Annotated in this window: 22 protein-coding genes and 1 pseudogene; 12 read left to right on the top strand and 11 right to left on the bottom strand. The window is 69.2% G+C overall.

What is annotated here, in order from left to right; all coding sequences use genetic code 11:
* The first annotated feature begins 60 nt into the window (after positions 1–60).
* The 6 genes and pseudogenes from AC5592_RS01930 (at position 61) to AC5592_RS01905 (ending at position 5,769) form a co-directional block, all read left to right on the top strand.
* Complete coding sequence (locus tag AC5592_RS01930; protein WP_306304676.1) at positions 61–1,284, top strand: cytochrome P450 family protein; 1,224 nt, start codon at positions 61–63, stop codon at positions 1,282–1,284.
* A gap of 80 nt (positions 1,285–1,364) precedes the next feature.
* On the top strand, positions 1,365–2,285 hold the full coding sequence (locus AC5592_RS01925) for an SDR family NAD(P)-dependent oxidoreductase (RefSeq protein ID WP_036502370.1): 921 nt from the start codon (positions 1,365–1,367) through the stop codon (positions 2,283–2,285).
* Between the two features lie 49 nt (positions 2,286–2,334).
* Positions 2,335–3,348 carry a TIGR03617 family F420-dependent LLM class oxidoreductase gene (locus AC5592_RS01920; protein ID WP_036502372.1) on the top strand — a complete coding sequence of 338 codons (1,014 nt, stop codon included), beginning with the start codon at positions 2,335–2,337 and terminating at the stop codon, positions 3,346–3,348.
* Positions 3,349–3,469: 121 nt separating this feature from the next.
* Entirely contained in the window at positions 3,470–5,122 is a 1,653-nt protein-coding gene (locus AC5592_RS01915) for an MFS transporter (protein WP_063063162.1), read from the top strand.
* Positions 5,123–5,185: 63 nt separating this feature from the next.
* A pseudogene (locus AC5592_RS01910) lies at positions 5,186–5,287 on the top strand (SDR family mycofactocin-dependent oxidoreductase); the annotation flags it as partial.
* Between the two features lie 41 nt (positions 5,288–5,328).
* Positions 5,329–5,769, top strand: coding sequence for a hypothetical protein (locus AC5592_RS01905; RefSeq protein WP_063063161.1), 441 nt, complete (start codon positions 5,329–5,331; stop codon positions 5,767–5,769).
* A gap of 22 nt (positions 5,770–5,791) precedes the next feature.
* Here the strand turns inward: AC5592_RS01905 and AC5592_RS01900 are convergent, their stop codons facing one another.
* Positions 5,792–6,361, bottom strand: a complete 570-nt coding sequence (locus AC5592_RS01900) for a TetR family transcriptional regulator (protein ID WP_036502403.1) — start codon at positions 6,359–6,361, stop codon at positions 5,792–5,794.
* A 289-nt stretch (positions 6,362–6,650) separates the two neighbouring features.
* Between AC5592_RS01900 and AC5592_RS01895 the strand changes: the two genes are divergently transcribed.
* A complete protein-coding gene (locus AC5592_RS01895; protein ID WP_063063160.1) occupies positions 6,651–8,249 on the top strand; it encodes a GMC oxidoreductase in 1,599 nt (532 codons plus the stop codon).
* Here the strand turns inward: AC5592_RS01895 and AC5592_RS01890 are convergent.
* Positions 8,242–8,898, bottom strand: a complete 657-nt coding sequence (locus AC5592_RS01890; RefSeq protein ID WP_063063159.1) for a TetR/AcrR family transcriptional regulator — start codon at positions 8,896–8,898, stop codon at positions 8,242–8,244. The two genes, AC5592_RS01895 and AC5592_RS01890, sit on opposite strands and share 8 nt — an antisense overlap.
* A 200-nt stretch (positions 8,899–9,098) precedes the next feature.
* Between AC5592_RS01890 and AC5592_RS01885 the strand changes: the two genes are divergently transcribed.
* Positions 9,099–9,824 carry a TetR/AcrR family transcriptional regulator C-terminal domain-containing protein gene (locus tag AC5592_RS01885; protein ID WP_063063158.1) on the top strand — a complete coding sequence of 242 codons (726 nt, stop codon included), beginning with the start codon at positions 9,099–9,101 and terminating at the stop codon, positions 9,822–9,824.
* A 15-nt stretch (positions 9,825–9,839) separates the two neighbouring features.
* Here the strand turns inward: AC5592_RS01885 and AC5592_RS01880 are convergent, their stop codons facing one another.
* From AC5592_RS01880 to AC5592_RS01850, 7 genes are all read right to left on the bottom strand, one after another.
* The gene (locus AC5592_RS01880; RefSeq protein ID WP_371507058.1) at positions 9,840–10,616 is read right to left on the bottom strand and encodes a MerR family transcriptional regulator; all 777 of its coding nucleotides are present in this window, start codon (positions 10,614–10,616) and stop codon (positions 9,840–9,842) included.
* Between the two features lie 83 nt (positions 10,617–10,699).
* Positions 10,700–12,226 carry a flavin-containing monooxygenase gene (locus tag AC5592_RS01875; protein WP_063063156.1) on the bottom strand — a complete coding sequence of 509 codons (1,527 nt, stop codon included), beginning with the start codon at positions 12,224–12,226 and terminating at the stop codon, positions 10,700–10,702.
* On the bottom strand, positions 12,223–13,143 hold the full coding sequence (locus AC5592_RS01870) for a ferritin family protein (RefSeq protein ID WP_036502379.1): 921 nt from the start codon (positions 13,141–13,143) through the stop codon (positions 12,223–12,225). The genes AC5592_RS01875 and AC5592_RS01870 overlap by 4 nt, the downstream gene beginning before the upstream one ends.
* 1 nt (position 13,144) lies before the next feature.
* Positions 13,145–14,047 carry an SDR family NAD(P)-dependent oxidoreductase gene (locus tag AC5592_RS01865; protein ID WP_063063200.1) on the bottom strand — a complete coding sequence of 301 codons (903 nt, stop codon included), beginning with the start codon at positions 14,045–14,047 and terminating at the stop codon, positions 13,145–13,147.
* A gap of 20 nt (positions 14,048–14,067) precedes the next feature.
* Entirely contained in the window at positions 14,068–14,406 is a 339-nt protein-coding gene (locus AC5592_RS01860) for a hypothetical protein (protein WP_063063155.1), read from the bottom strand.
* 18 nt (positions 14,407–14,424) lie between these two features.
* Positions 14,425–14,652 (bottom strand): hypothetical protein, encoded by a 228-nt coding sequence (locus AC5592_RS01855; RefSeq protein WP_039778153.1) that lies wholly within the window; start codon positions 14,650–14,652, stop codon positions 14,425–14,427.
* A 30-nt stretch (positions 14,653–14,682) separates the two neighbouring features.
* A complete protein-coding gene (locus AC5592_RS01850) occupies positions 14,683–16,608 on the bottom strand; it encodes an AfsR/SARP family transcriptional regulator (protein ID WP_063063154.1) in 1,926 nt (641 codons plus the stop codon).
* A gap of 69 nt (positions 16,609–16,677) precedes the next feature.
* Between AC5592_RS01850 and AC5592_RS01845 the strand changes: the two genes are divergently transcribed.
* Positions 16,678–17,559 carry an alpha/beta fold hydrolase gene (locus tag AC5592_RS01845; protein ID WP_063063153.1) on the top strand — a complete coding sequence of 294 codons (882 nt, stop codon included), beginning with the start codon at positions 16,678–16,680 and terminating at the stop codon, positions 17,557–17,559.
* On the opposite strand, the gene AC5592_RS01840 is transcribed toward AC5592_RS01845, so the two are convergent.
* Positions 17,537–17,989, bottom strand: a complete 453-nt coding sequence (locus tag AC5592_RS01840) for a TIGR03086 family metal-binding protein (protein WP_063063152.1) — start codon at positions 17,987–17,989, stop codon at positions 17,537–17,539. The two genes, AC5592_RS01845 and AC5592_RS01840, sit on opposite strands and share 23 nt — an antisense overlap.
* Between AC5592_RS01840 and AC5592_RS01835 the strand changes: the two genes are divergently transcribed.
* From AC5592_RS01835 to AC5592_RS01825, 3 genes are all read left to right on the top strand, one after another.
* The gene (locus tag AC5592_RS01835) at positions 17,949–18,356 is read left to right on the top strand and encodes a TetR-like C-terminal domain-containing protein (protein ID WP_063063151.1); all 408 of its coding nucleotides are present in this window, start codon (positions 17,949–17,951) and stop codon (positions 18,354–18,356) included. The genes AC5592_RS01840 and AC5592_RS01835 overlap by 41 nt on opposite strands.
* A 142-nt stretch (positions 18,357–18,498) precedes the next feature.
* Positions 18,499–19,863: a DUF1003 domain-containing protein gene (locus AC5592_RS01830; RefSeq protein WP_063063150.1), complete on the top strand. Its 1,365-nt coding sequence runs from the start codon at positions 18,499–18,501 to the stop codon at positions 19,861–19,863.
* Positions 19,864–19,874: 11 nt separating this feature from the next.
* Positions 19,875–20,639, top strand: coding sequence for an SDR family oxidoreductase (locus AC5592_RS01825; RefSeq protein ID WP_039778156.1), 765 nt, complete (start codon positions 19,875–19,877; stop codon positions 20,637–20,639).
* 20 nt (positions 20,640–20,659) lie between these two features.
* On the opposite strand, the gene AC5592_RS01820 is transcribed toward AC5592_RS01825, so the two are convergent.
* Entirely contained in the window at positions 20,660–21,520 is an 861-nt protein-coding gene (locus AC5592_RS01820) for a hypothetical protein (protein ID WP_157121510.1), read from the bottom strand.
* Positions 21,521–21,555 lie beyond the last annotated feature (35 nt).

The raw sequence follows: 21,555 nt of genomic DNA, 5'->3' as shown, positions 1-21,555 counted from the left end.
TTGGAGTTGTCTTCTGTGACCACGCCGCATTCGCTGGAATCGCCGTCGAACAGGTGTCCCGTGGCACACAGTTCACCGATCGCCGCGGACGGACCGCGTGTTCCCCTCTACACCGAGGAATTCGCCGTCGACCCGCGCGGCGGATACGAGCGGATGCGCGCCCACCACCGCTCCTTCGCTCCGGTCGAACTCGCTCCCGGCGTGCCGGCGACACTGGTGATCGGTTATCAGGCCGCGCTGCGGATTCTCAACGATCCCGAGCATTTCCCCGCCGACCCGCGGGCCTGGCAGCGCACCGTACCGGCGGACAGCCCGATCCTGCCGATGCTCGGCTGGCGCCCGAATGCCTTGCGCAGCAGCGGCCCCGACCACGCGCGATTCCGCGCGGCCAATGTCGCCGCCATCGACGGGGTCGACCTGCACACACTGCACACCGTCGTCGAGCGGGTCGCGATCCCGCTGATCAACTCGTTCACCGTCGACGGCCAGGCCGACCTGCTGACCCAGTACATTCGCCCGCTGGCGTTCACCAGCCTGAACACGATGCTGGGCATCGAACCCGATATCGCCGAGCGGGTCGCGGCCGGGCTGGCGCCCATCTTCGACGTCACCGGTGACGCGGCGGCGGGCAACCGGATGCTGGCGGCCGCCCTGCAGGAACATACCGACCGCAAGCGCGCCCACCCCGGCGACGACATCACCTCCCGGCTGATCGCGCACGAGAGCGCCCTCGACGACGAGGAGGTGATCAATCAGCTGGTGAGCCTGTACGGCGCGGGTATCGAACCGCAGCTGCATCTGGTCGCCAACGCCCTGCTGCTGATGATGACCGACGAGCGGTTCTCCGGAAATCTGCTCGGCGGCACCCTCACCACCCGCGACGCCCTGGACTGGGTGCTGTTCAACAACCCGCCGCTGGCGAACTACTGCGCGAGCTACCCGCGCCAGCCGATGCTCATCGACGATGTGTGGCTACCGGCGAATCAGCCCGTGCTGATCGGCATCGCGGCCTGCAACAACGATCCGCAGGTGCGCGAGGGCGATCGCAACGGCAACCGCTCCCATCTGTCGCTGGGCGCCGGGCCGCACGCCTGCCCGGCCCGCCGGATCGCGTACCTGATCGCCCAGGACACCGTGGATCAGCTGCTGGACGCGCTGCCCGATATCGAGCTGGCGGTTCCGGTGACGGAATTGCACTGGCGCCCAGGCCCTTTCAACCACGCACTGGCCGCACTGCCGGTCACCTTCCCACCGTCCCCGCCGCTGCAGAGCCCGTTCGCCTGACCCGGCTGCGCCGTTCGCCCAGCACGGTTGCGCCATTCGCACGACGGGCGTGCGGACCGCGCGCGGGTTACCGTCGTGACATGCACACCCTCGTGATGACCGGCGCGACTCGCGGAATCGGCCGGATCGCCGCCCGGGAGATCCTGCGCACCGCGCCGGATACGCGACTTCTGGTGCTGGCACGCGGCGAGTCCGGACCGCAGGTGTGTGCGGAACTGTCCGGGGCGGGTTACGCGGCCTCGCATGTGGAGGCCGATCTCGCCTCGCTGACCGGTATTCGCTCGGCGGCGCGGCGAATTCACGAACTGCTCGATCGCGGCGAGGTGCCGCCGCTGGCCGGGTTCGTCGGCAATGCCGGTATGCAGTACACCGAGGCGACCATCGCGACCGAGGACGGGCTCGAGGCCACCTTCGCGGTCAACGTCGTGGCCAACCATCTACTGCTGCGCCTGCTCGGCGACCGCTTCGTGGTGCCCTCACGCATCGTGATCACCGTCAGCGACACCCATTTCGGCGATCTGCGGCACAACCTGGGCATGGTGCCCGGCCCGGTGTGGCACTCCCCCGATGTGCTGGCCCACCCCGGCGCCTTCGCCGATCCGTCGAGTACGGCCGCGGGCCGGACCGCGTACTCGACGAGCAAGCTGGCCATGATCTACCTGGTCCACGAATACGCGCGCCGGCTTCCGGCCGGAATCGACATCCTCTCCTACAATCCGGGTTTCGTCCCCGGCACCGGATTGACCCGCAACGCCGGGCCGTGGGAGCGCTTCGCCGTCCGCCGCCTCGCACCCGCGCTCACCTGGACGCCGCTGGCGAGCACGCCGAAGACGGCGGGCCGGCGCCTCGCCGACGTGGTCACCGGAGCGGTCCCGGCCGATTCCGGCAGCTACATCGATCGCTACCGGGTCGCCGAATCGTCGCCGGAGTCCTACGATCCGGCGCGCGAACGCGATGTGTGGGAGTGCGCCGAACGTCTCACCGCCGCGCATCCGGCCTGAGCCGCCGCACCCTCCGCTAGCGTGATGCCACCGAACGGAAGGAACATCGGTGAAAGTGCATCTGCAGGTGGAGGGTTCGCCGCTGCGTGCCCGCGACAGCGCTCGCGCGATCGCCGCGCTCGGCGCCGACGGCATCTTCTCCTTCGAGGGCCCGCACGACGTATTCGTGCCGCTGGTTCTCGCCGCCGCGGAGACCGATCTGCGCCTGATGACCAATGTCGCCATCGCCGGGCCGCGTAGTCCGCTGCATCTGGCGCACACCGCCTACGATCTGCAGGCGCTCAGCGGCGGACGGTTCCGGCTGGGGCTGGGGTCGCAGATCCGGGTGCACATCGAGAAGCGGTACGGCAGCCGGTGGGAACGTCCGGCCGCGCGCACCGGCGAATCGGTCGCGGCGGTGAAGGCCATCCTCGCCGCATGGGAAGGCCACGCCCCCTTGGATTTCCGGGGCGAATTCTTCACCCATACGCTGATGCCGCCGACCTTCGATCCCGGCCCGAATCCGTTCGGCCCGCCGCCGGTGCTGATGGGCGCGCTCGGACCGGTGATGACCCGAACCGCCGCCGAGGTGGCAGACGGACTGTTGGTCATGCCGTTCAACAGCGCCGCGCATTTCACCGGGCGCACGGTGCCGGCGCTGCGGCGCGGGCTGGCCGAATCGGGCCGCACACTCGATGAATTCGAGGTGGTCGCCCAGGCCATGGTCGCGCTGGGCCGTACCGCCGGTGAGCTGGCCGCCGCGGTCGACGCGGTCGCGCGGCTCATCGCCTTCTACGCCTCCACCCCGGCCTACCGCCCGGTGCTCGACGCCGAGGGCTGGGGTGAGGTGCAACCCGAACTCAACGCCCTGTCGAAGCAGGGCCGCTACGCCGAGATGCGGGCGCTGATCACCGAGCCGATGGTCCGCACCATCGCCCTGGTCGGGTCCCCCGCCGAATGCGCGGCGCAGGCCCACGCCCGCTTCGGCGACTACGCCCGCGACATCTGCTGTTACTTCCCGGGCTACGACCCCTCGGCCGGCGACGTGGCCGAGTTCGTGGCCCGGGTGCAGTCCTCGGAATAATGCACAGAAATCGACTTCTCATTCAGTGGAAACTGGATTCTCACATGTCTATCATGTGATTCACCGCACTCAGGCCGCAGCGAGCCGACGCACGGGTGGCGGTGAAGGAGAAGAACTACCCATGGCAACCGCGACCACCAGCGTCGAAAGCCCCGATGACAACGACACCGGACGCCTGGAGAACGCCTCCACGCTCCGTGTCGTTCTCATCATCGTGGCGATCGTCGCGAGCACCGAGATCGTCCCGTTCCATTTCACGTTCATCAGTCTCAGCGCCCGCTTCATCGGTGAATCCTTCCCCGAGCAGAACGCCGGCCAGCTCACCTGGCTGACCACGTTGTACTCACTGATCGGCGGCGTAGCGGTACCGGTCTTCGGCAAATTGTCCGATCTGGTCGGCAAGAAGAAGATCATCCTGTTCTGCCTGCTGCTGTCGATCCTGGGCTGCCTCATCGACGCGCTGACCTCGAACTGGACGCTGATGCTGCTCGGGCGCGGACTACAAGGGCTCGCCTTCCCCGCGATCTTCGTGTCCTACGGCCTGATCCGCGATCTCGCACCGCGCCGCCATCTGAATATGGCGATCGCACTCGCGGGCGGCGGCACCGGTGTGGGCGCGATCCTGGGTCCGGTCATCGGCGGCCTCCTCACCGACCACTACAGCTGGCGTTCCTTGTTCTGGTTCTGCGTGATCTGGACCGTGGTGACGATTCTGCCGCTGGCGCTGTTGGTTCCCGAGACCAAACTGCGCGCCAAGGTCAAGATCGATCTGCTCGGTGCGGTGCTGCTCGGCGCCGGTATCGCCGGTGTGCTCATCTATCTCAGCAACGGCGCCACCTGGGGCTGGGGTGAGCTGTCGGCGCTGGCCTGGCTCATCGGCGGCGTGGTCCTGCTGGTGGCGTTCTACGTCTGGGAGCTGATCACCCCGGAACCGATCATGGATCCGAAGTTGTTGCGCGCCCCGCGCTTCGCCGGAATTCTCGCCGCGGCCTTCCTGTCCGTGGGCGTCATGCAGGGTCTGTCCTACGCGATGGGCTATCTCGCGGAGACTCCCGGCGGGGCGGAGGGCGAGGCGATCAAGAAGCAGATCGTCGACGGAGCGGCCGCCGAAGCCGCGAAGCAGGCCTCCGAGCAGATGCACATCCAGGTTCCCACATCGGCTGTCACCCAGTACTTCTCGGTGGAGGGCACCCTGCCCGGTTTCGGTCTGACGCTTCTGCAGTTCACCGTGCAGGCCATGCTGGGCCTGGCGCTGGTGTACGTGCTCGTCGCCCCGCTGTGCGGCTGGATGTCGACCCGGATCGGGTTGCTCAAGCCCTACCTCGCCTCGACCATCGCGTTCGTGATCGGCTGTCTGCTGTTCGCCCGTTTCCACGACAGCGTGTGGCAGATGGCACTGATCGCCCTGATCGTCGGTGTCGGTGCGGGAGCGTATCTGGGCACCCTGCCCAATATGGTGGTGGAGGCGGTGCCGCAGGAACAGCAGGGCATCAGCGCCGGAATGTACGGCGCCTTCAACAGTTTCGGCACCGCGGCCGCCACCGCCGCCGTCGCGGCGGTCATGTCGGCCAATCCGCTGATTCTGCACATCAACGCTCCCGGACACGTCGAGGAACGTAAACTGAACACCGGTCCGCTGGCGCAGCTGCCGGACGGCGCCGCGTATACGAACATCTTCTACGTGTTCGCCGGCGCATCCGCGCTCGCCTTCGTCCTGGCGCTGCTGTTGCTGCGCCACTACAACCGGCCGAGCACCGGAGGTACCGCCCACTGAGCCGAAACCCGTTCGCGCCGTAGGTATTCCGCATCGGGCCGCAGGAGGGCACATGACCGCGGACTCACCGACCGGGTCGCATTCGTCGCCGGGGCAGCCCGCCCGCAGCGCCGCGCACATGCGGAGCGGATGGCGCACGAGGGCGCCGACATCATCGCCGTCGAATCAAGGCAGCCCGCAGTACTGAAGTGGTTGGGAGAGAACAGATGAGCGACTTCGACAGCACCGGACCGACCGCGCGGCTCACCGCGGCGCTGTGCCGCGCGGCGCAACTGCTCGGCGACGAGGTGCGTGCCGTCCTGCTGCACAGCCCGCGCCCGGTATTCCTGTTCTACCTGGCCCAGACCTTCGACCAGTTGGAGGCCGACCTGCCCTCGGGCCGCCCGCCCGGTCCGGCGACCCCGGCCCAGCAGCTGTGCCTGCATCTGATGCTGGCCCACGTCGAAGGACAGGTGCCGGCCGAGGATCTGGTCCGCGCGCGGCGCCGGCTACTGCGCCACGACACCGGCGATATTCTCGCCGAGGTGCGCGCGATCGCCGGAAAGTCCGGTGGCAGTTACGATTTCATCGCACTGGGCGATGTACTCGCCGCCGGCGGGATGGGCGCCTTCTTCGCGCCGTTCGAACCCTCCGACCTGGCCGCCTGACCCCGGGCGCACACGACGCGGCTCAGCTGCCGGATTCGCGGCTGAGCCCGCGCATCAGCAGACTCCAGGCGCGCCGCGCGGTGGCCTGGCGCGCCGGGAGTTCGGTTTTGATCAGTACGGCCGCCAGCATGGCCAGCGCGGTCACGACATCCTCGGCGGTGAGTTCCGGGCGCAGCGAGCCGCGCAGATCGGTAGCGGCCAGTTTGGCGCCGATCAGGTCGACGAGCCGGCGCGACACCTCGAACAGCCGCGGATCGTCGAAGCCGGTGGGATCGATCGTGGCGATGAATCCGGCCGAGACCGCGATCTGGTCGACGATGAAATCCAGCAGATCCACCGCCGTGGTCCCCGGCCGATTCGCCACCTCCTCGATCGCGACGACGTTGTCGTCGAACACCGCCAGAATCATCGATTCGCGGGTCGGGAAGTGCCGGTACAGCACGCCCGGACCCACTCCCGCCGCGCGGGCGATCGAATTCAGCGGTGCGTCGAAGCCGTTCTCGGCGAACACCTCCCGCGCCGCGCGAACCAACGCCCGTCGGTTCGCCGCAGCGGCCTTCGGCCCTCGATTGGCCCGGGGTGACGCGGTCATCTGATCGACGTTACCGCACGCGGTCGGCGACTCGACACGGCGGACGGATGCCGCCACCGGCGCCCGGTGTCCTTCGGCGCGTACGGATTTCACGACGCCGAACGCGCGCCACCTCGATTGGAACAAGTTGCAGTTGACGAGACGGGCCCGGTCGTACACACTGCCCTAGCAACCGGAGACAGTTGTCCGGTTGGTTTCGGTCACGCCCGCCGGGCACGCACCCTGTTTTCGCGTCCGAGACGAACCACGCGACCGATGTTACGTACCTGTAGGTCTTGATGGAGAGTGCATGACCCCGATGAAGCGACGCTCCTTTCTGCTCGGCGCCACCGCCGCCGGACTGACTCTGGCCACCGCGGCCACCGCGAGCGCCCAGCCCTGGATGACCACCGGGAGACGACAGACGTCGGTCCCGCTGACCAGGGAAGATCATCGGGTCGTCATCATCGGCTCGGGATTCGGTGGCGGCGTCAGCGCGCTTCGGCTGGCCGAGGCCGGCGTCGACATCCTGGTCCTCGAACGCGGTATGCGCTGGCCGACCGGCCCGAATGCCGACACCTTCCCGCACCCGACGCGCCCCGACCGGCGCATGCTCTGGTATCGCTCCGCGCCCGAAGTGCTGGGCGTGCCGGTCGCGCTCGAGCCGTACACCGGCCTGCTCGAGGCCGTCGTCGGGGAGAACATGACCGCGGTCTGCGCCGCGGGCGTCGGGGGCGGCTCGCTGGTGTACCAGGGCATGACGCTGCAGCCGAGCGAGGCGACCTTCTCCGAGGTCTTCCCCGCCGAACTCGACTACGCGCTGATGGCGCGCGAGCACTACCCTCGGGTGGCGCGAATGCTGGGCGCCGGCGTCGCACCCGACGAGCTGATCGACAGCCCCACCTATCTGCCCTCCCGGGCGTTCGCGCGCAACGTCGGCGCGGCCGGCTACGAGCTGTCGAAGATCCCCATGCCGATCGACTGGAGCTTCGCGCTGCGCGAGGTGCGCGGCGAGATGAAACCCTCCTACATCAACGGCGACTGCGCGCTCGGGGTGAACAACGGCGGCAAACACTCCGTCGATGTCACCTATCTGGCCCGCGCCGAGGCCACCGGCCGCGCCACCGTGCGAACTCAGCACGAGGTCACCGATGTGGCGCGGACGCCCGACGGCCGCTGGCAGATCAGCGTGGATCGGATCGATACCGCCGGACGGGTCGTCGAACACCTCGTTCTCACCTCGAACGCGCTGATCATGGCCGCGGGCAGTATCAACACCACCAAGCTGCTGCTGCGGGCCGCCGCGAAGGGACAGATCCCGGATCTGCCCGACGGCCTCGGCGGTCAGTGGGGCAACAACGGCGACCGGATCTTCACCTGGACCAGCGCCACCGACGATTTCGGCACCGCCCAGGGCGGGCCGGTGGTCTACGGCAGCAAGGAGTGGGACGACCCGGCCATCGCCAATACCGTGATCCAGGCGTCGATTCCGCCGGCCGGTGTGGACGCGCATTCGACCATGCTGGTCGGATTCGGAATCACCGACGGCCGTGGACATCTCGCCTACGACGCGGCCACCGACGACGCGAAACTGTACTGGCCCGCCGACGCCGACGCCGCCCTGCAGCAGCGCATCGCCGCGCGCGTGCATGCCATCGCGGGACCCGGCAGTACGGTGCTCGACACCAATGCCGCGGCCCCGAGCACCTGGCATCCGCTCGGTGGCGCGCCGATGGGCACGGTCTGCGACCTGGAGGGACGAGTGCACGGCACGCGCGGTCTCTACGTTCTCGACGGCGCCCTGATTCCGGGCAGTACCGCGGCCTGCAATCCGTCGATGACCATCGCGGCGGTCGCCGAACGCGCGCTCGACCGCATCGTCGCCACCGATATCGGCACCGTCATCTGAGGCGTGGCGCCGGGGCCCCGGCCCCGCCGCGCCGCGCGGCCTCGGCTTCGATCCAGTCGCCGATCATGTGCGCCGTCATGTCGATGGCCTCGCGGCGCTGCTGTTCGTCGAATTCGATGGCCGAGGCCCGCAGCACCGCCGAGAAGCCGGTGTTGATCACGACGAAGGTCATCACGTCGTATTCGTGATCGTCGCCGGGGCCGAGCACCTGGATCAGCAGCACCTTGATCAGCAGGCGCAGCCGCGGCTCGAACTCCGGAATGCCGCTGCTGTAGAACTGCACCCCGGCGACCAGCGCGCGGACCAGCAGCGCGTTGGCCACCAACTCCTCGGCGATCGAGTTCAGCAGGCGCGAGGTCAGCTCGTGCATGGTGGCGTCCGAGCGATCGAAAATGCTGTCGGTGGCGCGCTTTTCGATGTTCTCGAGCAGGCGCGCGAGTAGCTCCTCGACGATGACGGTGCGATCGGAGAAGTAGCGGTACACGGTGCCGATGCTCATACCGGCCTCGGCGGCGATCCGGTTGGTCGAGGTATTGGCGATGCCGCGCTCGCCGAACAGCCGGGCGGCGGTGTCGAGGATGTGTTCCCGGGTCGCCTTGGCCCGCTCCTGAGTGGGCCGGCGACGCTGCCCGGCGGCTTTCGACGCCATCACCTACTCCTGCCTGGTCTTCGCCCGAGGACCGATCGTCGATCCTAGCCCGGCGCACGGCCTCGCCGAGACCGGGAAAGTTCCCACATTATTTTCTCCGGTCGGGAAAAAGCGGCTACGCTCGACATGCGGCGCGCTCGCCCAGTGTTGTGCGACGCGTCGTGCCGACCGCCGCCTTCCGAGGAACAGCGAGGCCACCCATGGCAGATTCCGGTGCGGCCGTGGTCGCTGCGGGGCGTCGCCGCGGGCGCCCGCCCCGGCTGAACCGCCGCCGCATCCTCGCCGCCGCGCGCGATCTGGAGCCGGAGAATCTGACCATGCAGGCGGTGGCCGATGCGCTGGGCGTGCATCGCAAATCGCTCAACTATCACGTCAGCGATCGCCAGGGCCTGCTCGAACTGGTCGCGTTCGACGCGTTCGACACCGGTTTCGGCCGGGTCGATCTGCCCGAGCGGGCGGACTGGCGCGAGTTGCTGCGATTGTTCGGCCACGCGGTGGTCGACGCCCTGGTGCAGGTGGGCGCGCTCATCGTCTACGTCCGGTTCGACGGCAAGGCGGGCCTGTCGGCGCTGGAACTGGTCGAGCGGATCATGGCCGCGCTGGTCCGCGCCGGACTGGACGCGAGCGAAGCCGGGCGTACGCTGAAACTCGTTGCGGCGATGGCCTATTCGGCCGCCCGCGAGGCGCTCGACGCCGGCGGCGGGCCGATCGACCCGCAGGCGGCCGCGGTGCGGCGCACGCTGGGCGACGAGTCGGGATTTCCGCTGCTGCGTGCGGTCGCCGCCGCTCGCGAAACCGACGGGCGCGTCGGTGAGCAGTTCGAATTCGATCTCGCCCTGATCATCGAGGGACTGGAACGGCGGCTGGAAATTCGGCACGGCGCGGGTGTTCCGGCGGCGCCCGGGCGTGGTCCCGGCCGGTCCTGACCGCGCGGGCGCCGGTCAGTTCTCCTTGGCGCGGCGGTCCACGGCCTCGGCGAGGTAGTCGCCCAGTTCCTCCCGCAGCACGCGGTCCAGCGACCGTGCCAGGGTGTTGTTCACCGCCGTGACGGCCAGACCCCGCAAATGAGTGAGCATCTTGGCGGTTTCGGCGATTTCGTCGTCGGTGTCGGGCAGCCAGCCGGGGCCGTGCGTGTCGACGATATGTTCTTTGGCGGCCGCCATCATGTCGTGGGCGATCTCGTCGAGGCGGCCGCTGACGGCCGCCTGCAGATCGGCCAGCCGGCCCAGCCGGAACCCGTACCCGTGCAGTTCGGCGAAATTCTCCAGCAGCTGCGGATCGGTGAATTCGACTGTCTCCGTGCCGATCCGGGCCAGCCCGAGTTCGGCGAGACGTGCCAGGATCTCCGGATCGGCCGCCTCCTCCTCACCGAGGAAGGTGTCGATCAATTCGCGGGGCACCTGAAGCGTCTCGTCCGGTTGCCCCCAGGCGGCGGTGACCGCGTGCTGCAGTCCCAGGATCTCGGTGAGGTCCTTACCCGTTTCCCAGCCGGTGATGAAATCGGCGATGTGGGCGGTGGTGAACCCGCGCTGCAGCAGCACGTCGATGATCTTCAACCGCTCCAGATGGGAGTCGTCGTAGATCAGTGCACGCCCGATCCGGCGCACCGGCGGGGGCAGCAGGCCACGTTCCTGGTAGGCGCGCACATTGCGGCTGGTTGTGCCTGCGGCGCGGGCGAGTTCATCGATGCGGTACTCCGCCATCCCGTTCTCGCCCACCCTTTCCTCGTGCCGGACGCCGACCCGCGTCGCACCCGCCCCCGGCCCTGTGAGCAGCCCGGGCGCGACGCATCGTGTCGACATTAGCCCAACGAGGTCACCGCCCGATCGGCGGCGGGCGCGCGCCCGCCGCCCCGCCCGGGGATCAGTACATAGTCGCGCGGATCGAGAGTGGCGAGCTGACCGGTGAACTGACTACCGAAGCCCGGGAACATGGTCGCGTTGAAACCGTCCTCGGTCAGATACCAGCTGCGGCACCCGGAATTCCAGGTGGTCGCCCGCAGCCTGCGCTGCAGGCGGTGGTTGTAGCGGTCCTGCCGGTCGCGGCGCACCTCGAGCGAATGCAGATTCCGCTCGAGCAGCATGCCGATCGCCGCGGCCAGATAGTCGATCTGTGCCTCCATGTACACCAGCGCCGAATTGTGCCCGGGGCCGGAATTGGGTCCGAAGGTGAAGAACAGATTCGGATAACCGGCGACGGTCACACTCTTGTACGCGTATGCGCCCCTGCGCCATTCGTCGTCGAGCACGCGCCCGCCCCGGCCGGTGATCGGGATCGGCGCACCCGCCTTGGACACCTCGAAACCGGTGGCGAAGACGATGCAGTCGAACCGGTGCTCGATTCCCTCGGCGGTGCGGATTCCCGCCGGCGACATTCCCGCGATCGGCCAGGTGACCAGCGTGCAATTGTCGCGCTGCAGCGCCGGGTAGTAGTCGCTGCTCATCAGCAGCCGCTTGCATCCGGCCCGGAAGTCGGGCGTCAGCTGCCGTCGCAACCACGGATCACGGACCTGGCTGTGCAGATGGGCCAGCGCCACCGATTCCACGATCCGGGTCAGCGGCGTATTCCACACCACGCCCAGCGCCACCGATTCGTGCCCCCAGAACCAGGCCTGCCGGGCGAGCTGCTCGGTCAGCGGCAGGTGCCGGTACAGCTGCCGGGTCAGGCCGGTGGTGTGCCGGTTGATCCGCGGCAGGACCCAGCCCGGGGTGCGCTGGAAGACCTTCACCGACCCGGCCCGTTCGACCAGTTCCGGGACGATCTGTACCGCACTGGCGCCGGTGCCGACCACGGCTACCTTCTTGCCGGTGAAGTCGTAGTCGTGATCCCACCGGGCGGAGTGGATCATATGACCCTCGTAGCTGTCGCGAGCCGGGATGTCCGGCAGGCTCGCGTTGGCCAGCGGTCCGGACGCGACCACCACCGAACGGGCCCGCACCGGTGCGCGGCCGGCGTCGAAGACGATCTCCCATTCCCCCGCCGCCTCGTCGTAGGCCAGTCCGGTTACGGTGTGCCCGAAGCGAATCGAATCGCCGAGCGCGAACTTCGCGACCATGGCATCGATGTAGCCGAGGATTTCCGCACTGCCGGAATAGGTCTGCGACCAGTCCGGATTAGGCGCGAAACTGTAGGAGTACAGGCGCGACGGGATGTCGCAGGCCGCGCCCGGATAGGTGTTGTCGCGCCAGGTGCCGCCCACGCGCCGGTCCCGTTCGAAGAGCGCGAAATTCGTGATTCCGCGCTGCCGCAACCGGATCGCGGCCCCGATCCCGGCGAATCCGGCTCCGACGATCGCGACGTCCAACACGGTGTATCGGCCCGTACTCATGCGACCGGCTCGTAGGTCAGTTCCTTCGACCAGGCCGGCTGCGCGGGCAGCACCCGGTCGGGAATGCGGGCGGTCACCTTCACCAGCATGTCGGCCAGCAGGTGGTAGGGATGGTCGCGGTTGACCACCCAGTCGCTGTGCAGCTTGACGATCCGATACATCGGCACCCGGTTCACCACGGGCGTGCGCTCCCCGACCGCCTTGAACCGGCGCATCGCGGCATACAGTTTGGCCTCGTCGACTCCCATCGCGACGATGTTGTCGCGCATCTTGTTCAGCAACGGCACATAGCTGAGCACACCGATCATCAGCGACGGCTTCGCCCAGCCGCCGACCAGGTCGATCGCCAGTTTGCGGGCGGTGGAGTGCCCGAGCAGTTCCATCACCGCGTAATCGGTGGCCAGATGCCGGGATTCGTCGGAGTTGATCTTGCGGAACACCTCCTGGGCGACCGGATCGGCGATCTCGTCGGTGACGAATTTGATCAGCGCGCCGTCGAGGGCCACCTCCAGCATCGGAATCACCGTGCCCAGAAACGACAGCGACATGCCGTCGGCGTATTTGTCGAGAAAGTCGATGACCAGCTTGACGTTGATATTCGGTTCGGGGATCTCGTCGCCGTCGAGCATGCCCCAGCGCCGCATCAGGGCCAGTTCGGCATTGGCGTGGCGTTGCTCCTCGGCGTGGAAGTACCGGTAGATCTCGCGCAGCGTCTGCGTCGGGGCCTTCTTCGCCATCGCCGCGAAGCCGCGCGCGCCGACGTTCTCGATCCACATCAGATCCGCCATGAACGGCGTCAGCTTGGCGTGCAGGTCGGGCTCGATCAGTTCCGCACCCGGTGCGTCCCAGTCGATATCGGCCAGCGCCCACTGCCGGGACTTGATCTTGGCCAGCATATCGTCGAAGTCGAAGGACATGTCAGACTCCTGTCTTCTCGCTGCCGGCCGGTGCCGGAGCCGGATCGTCATGCGGCAGAACCCGGTTCAGCACGCCGAGGGCCCGGGTGTAGGTGGCCGGGAAATGTCGTTTGAGATGCCAGACGACCACCGCGTCCAGCTGCGGCAGCACATGCAGGCGGCCGCGCTCGTGGGCGTCGAGGGTGATGCGCGCGACGTGGTCGGGCGAGAAGCCGGTCCAGCGCATCAGTTCGGCGGCCAGCCGGGCCGATCCGGCGGTGATGCGTCCGTCGCGGGCGACGTTGGTGCGCACGAAGGTCGGGCACAGCACCGTCACGGCCACGCCGGTGCCGGACAGTTCGGCGGCGAGGGTTTCCGACAGCGACACCACGGCCGCTTTGGAGACGTTGTAGGGGGCCATCGCGGGTGCGGCGGCGAATCCGGCCGCCGAGGCCACGTTGATGATGCCGCCGCGGCCGGCGCGGCGCAGTTGCGGCACGAACAGCTCGCATCCGTGCACCACGCCCCACAGGTTGATGCCCAGCGCCCACTGCCAGTCCTCGAAGCCGATGTCGCCCACCGGCTTTCCGCCTATGCCGACACCGGCGTTGTTGATCACCAGGGTCGGCGGCCCGTGGAAAAGCGACGCACTGTGCCGCGCCAGCGATTCCACCTCCGCGCGTTGGGCCACATCGCAGCGGACGGCGTGCGCGCGGCGGCCGTGCGTCCGATCGATGAGCGCGACCGTCTCCTCGGCGCGGCCGAGGTCGATATCGGCACAGATCACCTCGCCCCCGCGGCCGGCGAGCTCCAGCGCGAAGGCGCGCCCGATGCCGCTGCCGGCGCCGGTGACGACGGCCTTGGCTCCGTAGGTACGGTCACCACCGCCGATCACCGACCGCAGCGCCGCATTCGCCCCGGCCATCGCATCCACGATCCACATCGCTATCCCGCCTCTCGGGCACTCGATACCGGTTGCGCCGCACGGGATCGGGCGAGCACACCGGTGATGAAGGCGGCCGCGCGCACCCATTCCCCGCGCAGCGAACTCGAACGGACCTGTGTCACACGGGTTCCCGGCAACACCGGGCCGCAGAGCGCCGTGAACGACGCGATCTGGCCACACGCGGCGGCGATGCCGAGCGGATTCGCCGGTAGCAGGCAGTTGATCGGCCGTACCCCGTACCGTTCCGCGGTCAGCGCCGGCCGCGCACGCGGCGACGGTGACGACGGGACCGATGCGGTGGCCGACGGCGAGGTCTCCGTTGACCTTCTCGTCTCCATGTACCGAGCATCAGCTACCTATGTGCCATTTGTCAATGGCAGATAGCACCGGCGATCGCGTGAAGGCTGCGCCACCTCCGTGACCAGGGCGCCGAGCATGTCCCGCGCGATTTCGGCATGTTCGCGCAGATCCGGAGAGGCCTCGGCCGCGGCGAGTTCGACGATGGTGTTCAGTTCACCGAAGGCCACCACGAGGCGGCGCAACGCGGCGCGCTGCTGGGCGGCCGAGAGGCCGTTGATACTCACATCCGAGGGATCGCGCCGCCGGATGTTTCGTTACGGCGCCCGACGATCCAGGAGCGCGTCGGCCGGACCGAGGCTCAGCATGCCGGTTCCCGCCCCCAGCAGTTCGCCCCGCGCCGGGCTCAGCGCGCGGTGCACGTGGCGCGCGGTCTCCCGGTCCGCGAATCTGCGGGCGGCGATTCCCAGTAGCGCCCAACGCAATTCGGCCAGGTGGTCCGGTGGCGGGGCCGACGCCGCATGCAGCAGTTCGTGAGCGTCTCCGGGTCGGACCAGCGCGGCGACATAGGGGGTGTTCGGCCCGAAGTCGACCGCGGCGAATTCGGCCGGGTCGCGGCCGGCCCGCAGCGCGAGGCACAGGCGGGTCAGCGGCGCGAGACCGGCTGCCACACCGGGCATTCCGCAGCCCGGCAGGGTGGCGAGTGCGCGTTCGTAGGCGTCTGCCACCTCCGGCTCCGGCCGGTCGGTGAGCACGGTGCGCAGCGCGCGGTACCAGGTGGTGAACACGCCGACCAGGTCGCGCTCGTAGCGCACCGCGAGCCGGTCGGCCGTGGCGGCGTGCTCGTCGGCGGCGGCCACGTCGCCCAGTGCGGCCGCGGCCTGCATCGCGACGAGATGTCCCAGGATCAGGTAGGTCGACAGGTCGTGCCGGCTCGACACGGTGACGAGCTCATGGGCGAGCCGCGCCCGCATCGGCCACCGGCCCGGGGTGTGGAAGGACTGCAGGAATCGGGCGTCGAGCGCGAGCACGAGCACGGACGGATCGCCCAGGTCGCGGGCGATCCGTTCGGCGGCGCGCGCCGCCTCGGCACCGGAAGCGCCACGGCGGCCGCGAGTTTCGACGGCGAACAGCGCGAGCAGCCGGGCGCGCAGTGCGGGCGCGGCCTCGGCGTCCAAGCGTTCGAGGGTGGTACGGGCGGCCTCGGCCACGCGCGCCGACCGGGCCGGGTCGTCGAGTACCGACCAGACCCCGGGGACCTCCATGCGGGTCAGCGCGGTGGCCGTGAGTTCGGGATCGTCGATCGCGGACAGGTCGTCGATCGCGCGCGCCCGGCGGTCCTGGGCGGTCATCAGACCGGTCGCGTCGGTGAGGGCCAGGCCGCGCAACAGGTCGGCGGAGGAGGTGAGACGGCTGCGGGGGCCGAGGGCACCGGAGGCGGCGACGGTCTCCCGCCACAATCGATGTTCGCCGAATTCCGTATCCGCGGTGAGGATTTCGCGCTCGAGGGCGGTCAGTTCGGCGCTGGGATCCAGTCCGGCCACCGCGCCGAGCCGGGTGCGGGCCCGCCGCAGTGCCGCCAGCGCGTCCTCCCGCCGCCCGGCCTGCCACAGCCCGCGCGCCTGCAACAGCCAGGCCCGTTCGCGTGCGGGATGGGCGTGCAGATGCGTCTCGAGTTCGGCGACGGCCTGTTCCGGCCGCCCGGACCGGATCCGCGCCTCCGCGAGCATTTCCACCGCGGCCGAACGTAGTTCGCCGAGTTTCGCGGCCTCTCCGCGCGCCCACCGGTAGTCGCCGTAGGCGTCTCCGCGCCAGAGCGCGAGGGCCGTCTCCAGCGTCTCTATCCGCGGAGGCCCGGCCTGATTCGCCGCCACGCGGACCAGATCGTCGAAGGACCAGGCGTCGACGTGGTCGCGGGGCAACATCAACCGGTATCCGGTGCCCTCGGTGACGATCACACGGGAAGGGGTGCGCGGTGCGCGCCCGGGTTCCAGGGCGCGCCGCAGTGCGGCGACGAACGTGCGCACCGCGGCGACCGCTCCCGGCGGCGGCTGCTCCCACAGGTCTGCCACCACTGCCGGCACCGGCACCACCCGTCCCCCGGCGGCGATCAGGCGGGCCAGCACCTCGGCGTGGCGGGGGCCGTGTAGCGGCAGCGGCGTCCCGTCGGCGGCGACGGCCCGCACCGGGCCCAGGACGCCCGCCGAGGGTGCCGCATCGGGGTCGGTGAGCTGCGCACTCATCGGTTGCTCATTCCCGCCGCCGAGTATCGATCGCGCACCGAACCAGCCTAGAGAAGGGATCGTCACCGCATGTCCGCACCCACCATCACCGGTTTCGACTACGACCGTGTTCCGGTTGCCGAGGATGTCGCGTTGTCCGTGGCGCACGCCGGCTCCGGAACTCCGATCGTGCTGTTGCACGGCTTCCCGCAGACGCATCTGATGTGGCGCCACGTCGCCCCGGCGCTGGCCCGCGAGCACACGGTGGTGTGCCCGGATCTGCGCGGCTACGGCGACAGCGGCAAACCGGTTGCCGCCGGCCCGGACACCTACGCCAAACGAACGATGGCCTCGGATGTGATCGCACTGGCCGACCACTTCGGATTAGATCGGTTCGCGCTGGCCGGGCACGACCGCGGCGCCCTGGTCGCGATTCGCGCCGGACTCGACCATCCCGATCGGATCTCCCATCTCGCGGTGCTGGATGTGCTGCCGACACCGGACATGTGGGAGGTCCTGCACGGCCACACCGCCGCGGTGGCCTTCCACCTATATTTGATGGCCCAACCGCCTGGGCTGCCCGAGCGCATGATCGGCGCGAGCGCCGACGAATTCTTCGGCCACTTCCTCGACGCCTGGTGCCTGCACCCCGGGGCGATTCCCGATGACGTCCGCGCGGAGTATCTGCGGGCGTGTGCCGACGCGGTCGATTCGATCGTCGCCGACTACCGCGCCTCGGCCACCGTCGATCTCGACCACGATCGTGCCGACCGCGCCGCCGGACGGCGACTCACCATGCCGGTCACCGTGATTCAGCAGGATTGGGGCGCCGCACTCGGTTACGACGCGCCCGCGGTCTGGCACGAGTGGGCGACCGATCTCGATCACCGCACTCTCGCGCTCGGGCATTTCATGGCCGAGGAGGCGCCGGACACGGTGGTCGAGGTGATCACCGATCTGCTGCGACGCTGAGCGACACGTCGGGCACGTCGCGCCCGAGGAAGGCCAGCAGTTGCCGATGCGGCGGCGCGTCCGCGGGGGCCGGGACCGCGGCCGCGAACATCCCGGGCCGGCGGAACATGTCGAAGTCCATCGCCCGCATGGTGGCCAGCAGTTCGGCGCTGTGCCGTTCGTCGATGCGGTCCGACAGGCCGGCGACGACGGCGAGATCTATTCCGTGGACGAGGATTTCGGTGCGATGGATCTGCGCGGCCAGGGGAGCGGGTACCGCGCCGAATCCCAGCCGCACGGTCGCGGACAGGGCATCCGGCCGATGCCAGGCCGCGCGATCGAGTTCGGCGGCGGTGGCGAAGGCCGCGTGCGGGTCACGGCCGAGCCAGTCGTCGTGATGATCCTGTTCGGTGCTCAGCGCCGAGGTCGCCCTCGGCTGGCTGACCAGCACCTCACCGATTCCGGACACCGGCAACCTCACCGAGGACCTGCGCGCCTACGCCGCCGGCGTGGCCCGCGACGTCAGCGGCCCCGACGGAGTCGCGGTGCTGCGCCTGATGATCACGCTGTCGAGTGCGGGCGATGCGGGCCTGCGCGCCCGCGACGCCTTCCTCACCGAACGCGGCCGCCAGATCCAGAGCATGCTCGATCGGGCCCACGCCCGCGGTGAACGCGCGCCCAGTGCCCTCGACGTACTCGATCACCTGTTGGCGCCCATGTACATTCGCGTGCTCTTCGGCGCGGGCCCGGTGACCACGGACTACGCACACGAACTGGTCGCCACGCTGCTGTCGCACACGCCGGCGCGAGCGAACTGAGGCAGCAGACGGCCGAAACCACTGCACCACTGAAGGTTTCACCGCCGCATGTCCTGCTCCCCCGTGTATCGGATGCGCGCTCGCCATATCGGGCACGTACAGTGCGCGGTAGCGGACGAGCGCAGGCGAGGGGGCCGTAGAGGTGAGCAGCGACAGCCGGGGCGACGAGATGCGCGGCGGCGCCGAACCGGACACGCGCACCGGCGCGGTCACGATGGCCGACGAACGCCTCGGTGTCAACGATGCCGTGGCCGCCGCCCTCACCCGCTGGATCGGGTCGATGCCCGCGCTGTATCTGGTGCTCATCGGGTTCAGCACCTGGATGGCGCTGGCGACCTGGGGGCCGTTGCGCCCGGTGGACCCGTATCCGTTCCCGTTCCTGCTGTTCGTCGACAACGTCGCGCAACTGATTCTGTGCCTGGTGATCCTGGTGGGCCAGCGGGTGCTCAGCGCCGCCGCCGACCGCCGGTCGGTGCAGACCTACGAGAACACCGAGGCGATCTTCGCTCAGGTCGCGGATCTGCAGGCGCATCTGGACCACCACGACCGCGCGCTCAGCCGGGGGCTGAGCCTGCTCGAATCGACGCCGCACCCGTGGATCGAACGGCATCGGGTGCAGTCGCCGCCGCAGGCCGCCGACCAGGCGGTCAGCACCAACGACCGGATCGCGGTGTGGCTGACCGAGCGGCTGGGCAGCGTCTGGGGCTTCTACCTCGCGCTCGGTTCGCAGATTCTGTGGGTTGTGCTGGCACAGGCGGGAATTCAGCGTCTGGACCCGTACCCGTTCGCCTTCATGGCGTTTCTGTCCACACTCGCCCAGCTGGTGTTCATGATCGTGATCATGGTCGGGCAGGACGTGCTCGGACGTACCGGTGACCGCCGATCCGAGCAGACCTTCCTCGATGCCCAGGCGGTGTTGCACGAATGCCGGCGGATGAAGGCCCGGCTGACCGCACAGGACCGCGTCATCGACAGCCTCACCGGATACGTCACCGACCGGGTCAGCGAACAACTCGGCAGGGCCTTGCACGAAACCAGCGAACGGGTCGACCATCAGGCCCGCGCCCACACCGTCATGACCACCGGTGAGGCGCCGGCCGACGCCGCCGCCCTGCGTCACTGGAACGAGCTCAGCGACCAGGCTCGCCGGACCTATCGGCTGCAGGCCCGCGGGATCGGCGAGGATCTGGCCGCGATCGGCTGCTTCATGGTGCCCGCCTTCGATCCGGCCTTCGCGGTCACCTTCGACGACGACGAGATCGGGCTGCTGGCGCGGCTCGACTACGAACGCCGGATCGCGGATCGGCGCGACCTGCTCGGCGGATCCGAACACCCCGATCCCGACGACGCCGAACCGCTGCCGTGGCAGGAGCTTCCCCAGTCCGCGCGGATCCGCTACCTGCAGGCCGCGCGGCGCATTCCGGTCATGGTCTCCGGCGCCGGCTTCCAGGTGCTGCGCAGCACCCCGCCCCGGGTCCGCGGCGCCGCCCACGCGAACCTGACGTAAGGTCGCGACCCATGAGTGAGGATCTGTTGGGTAAGGGTGCGCTGGTCAGCGGCGCGAGTCGCGGCATCGGGTACGCGGTGGCGGCGGAACTGCTGCGGCGCGGGGCGAATGTGCTGATCACTGCCCGCAAACCGGAACCGCTGGCCGAGGCGGCCGACCGGCTGCGGGCGCTGGGCCATCCGGGCACGGTCGTCGCGCTGGCGGGCAATTCGGGTGACGAGGCGGCGCGCGCCGAACAGGTGGACACCGCGGTCGCCGAATTCGGATCGCTGGACATCCTGATCAACAACACCGGCATCAACCCGGTCTACGGATCGCTGATGGAGGCCGACCTCGGGGCGGTGCGCAAGATCTTCGACGTCAACGTGGTCGCGGCGCTGGGCTATGTCCAGCAGGCCTACCGGGCGTGGATGGGTGAGCACGGCGGCGCGGTGGTGAATCTCGCGAGTGTGGCCGGCATCCGCTCGACGGGTGTGATCGCCGCTTACGGCGCGTCCAAGGCGGCCCTCATCCGGCTCACCGAGGAACTGGCCTGGCAGCTGGGTCCGTCGATCCGGGTCAACGCCGTCGCGCCGGGCGTGGTCAAGACGAAATTCGCCGACGCGCTGGTCACCGACAACGAGGAGGCTGTGGCCGCGACCTATCCGCTGCGGCGCCTGGGCACGCCCGAGGATGTGGCCGCGCTGGTCGGGTTCCTGGTCTCCGATCAGGCCGCGTGGATCACCGGCGAGGTGGTGCGGGTCGACGGCGGCCTGCTCGCGACCGGCGGTATCTGAGCCGGGCGGCCGCACACCCGTCAGCGGAAGGCGAGGGCGCCGAGGATGTCGTCGTGCCGGTACTTCAGGTACTTCTTCACGGTGTTCTCGTCCACCGAGCTGGTGGCGGTGGCGAAGGTGATGACGAGGAACTGCTTTTCGGCGTCGTCCTTCCATTTGCCGGTCGCGAAGTTCGAGATGTAGGTGCCGGGCCGCAGTTTCAGGTCGTCGTCGGTGTACGCGTCCGGCGCGGCCGCGGCCTTCTCACTGCTCGACATGCCGACGATGAACTGGGTCAGCATCAGCGAACCGGCCTCGGCCTTGTACACCATCTCCGCCGCGTACTGACAGCCCAGCGAGGTGAGTTTGCCGCCGACCTCGATATCGGCGCAGCTGGGATGATCGCGCCCCTCGACCCAGTCGGCGTGCAGTTCCACATCGCCGGCCTTGAAGTTCCAGTCGTGCCCGTATTCCTGATAGCTCAGCCGGCCGGAGGTCCCGGGACTCGCACTGGTGGTGGGTGCGGCGGTGGTGGTCCGGGCGTCGGTGGTGGCGGGAACGAGCGCGGGAGTGCTGGTTCCGGCGGCCTGGTTGTCGCTGCCGGAGTCACGCGTCGCGACCACGACGATGCCGCCCGCGATCACCAGCAGCGCGATGACGCCGAAGACGATGCCGACGATGAGCCCGGTGTTGTTCTTCGGCGGAGGCGGTGTCGGGTAGCCGCCGGGAGCGGGTTGCCCCCAGTTCGGGGCGGGCATCTGCTGACCCCATCCCGGTGTCTCCCACCCGCTGGGCGCCGCGTCCCAGCCGGAGCCGGGCTGGTTCGGGTCACGCCCCCACCCCGCGTCGTGGGGTTGTTGCGGGCCGTAACCGTACGGCCCGGGTCCGGGGGGATACGTCATCTGCTGCCACCTTCCGCGTCCCGGGGCAGCGCCCT

The sequence above is a fragment of the Nocardia violaceofusca NBRC 14427 genome, assembly GCF_963869435.1.
Classification (GTDB): Bacteria; Actinomycetota; Actinomycetes; order Mycobacteriales; family Mycobacteriaceae; genus Nocardia; species Nocardia aobensis.
The sequence above is the reverse complement of the archived record's forward strand: the minus strand, read 5'-3'. Positions and strand labels throughout refer to the sequence as shown.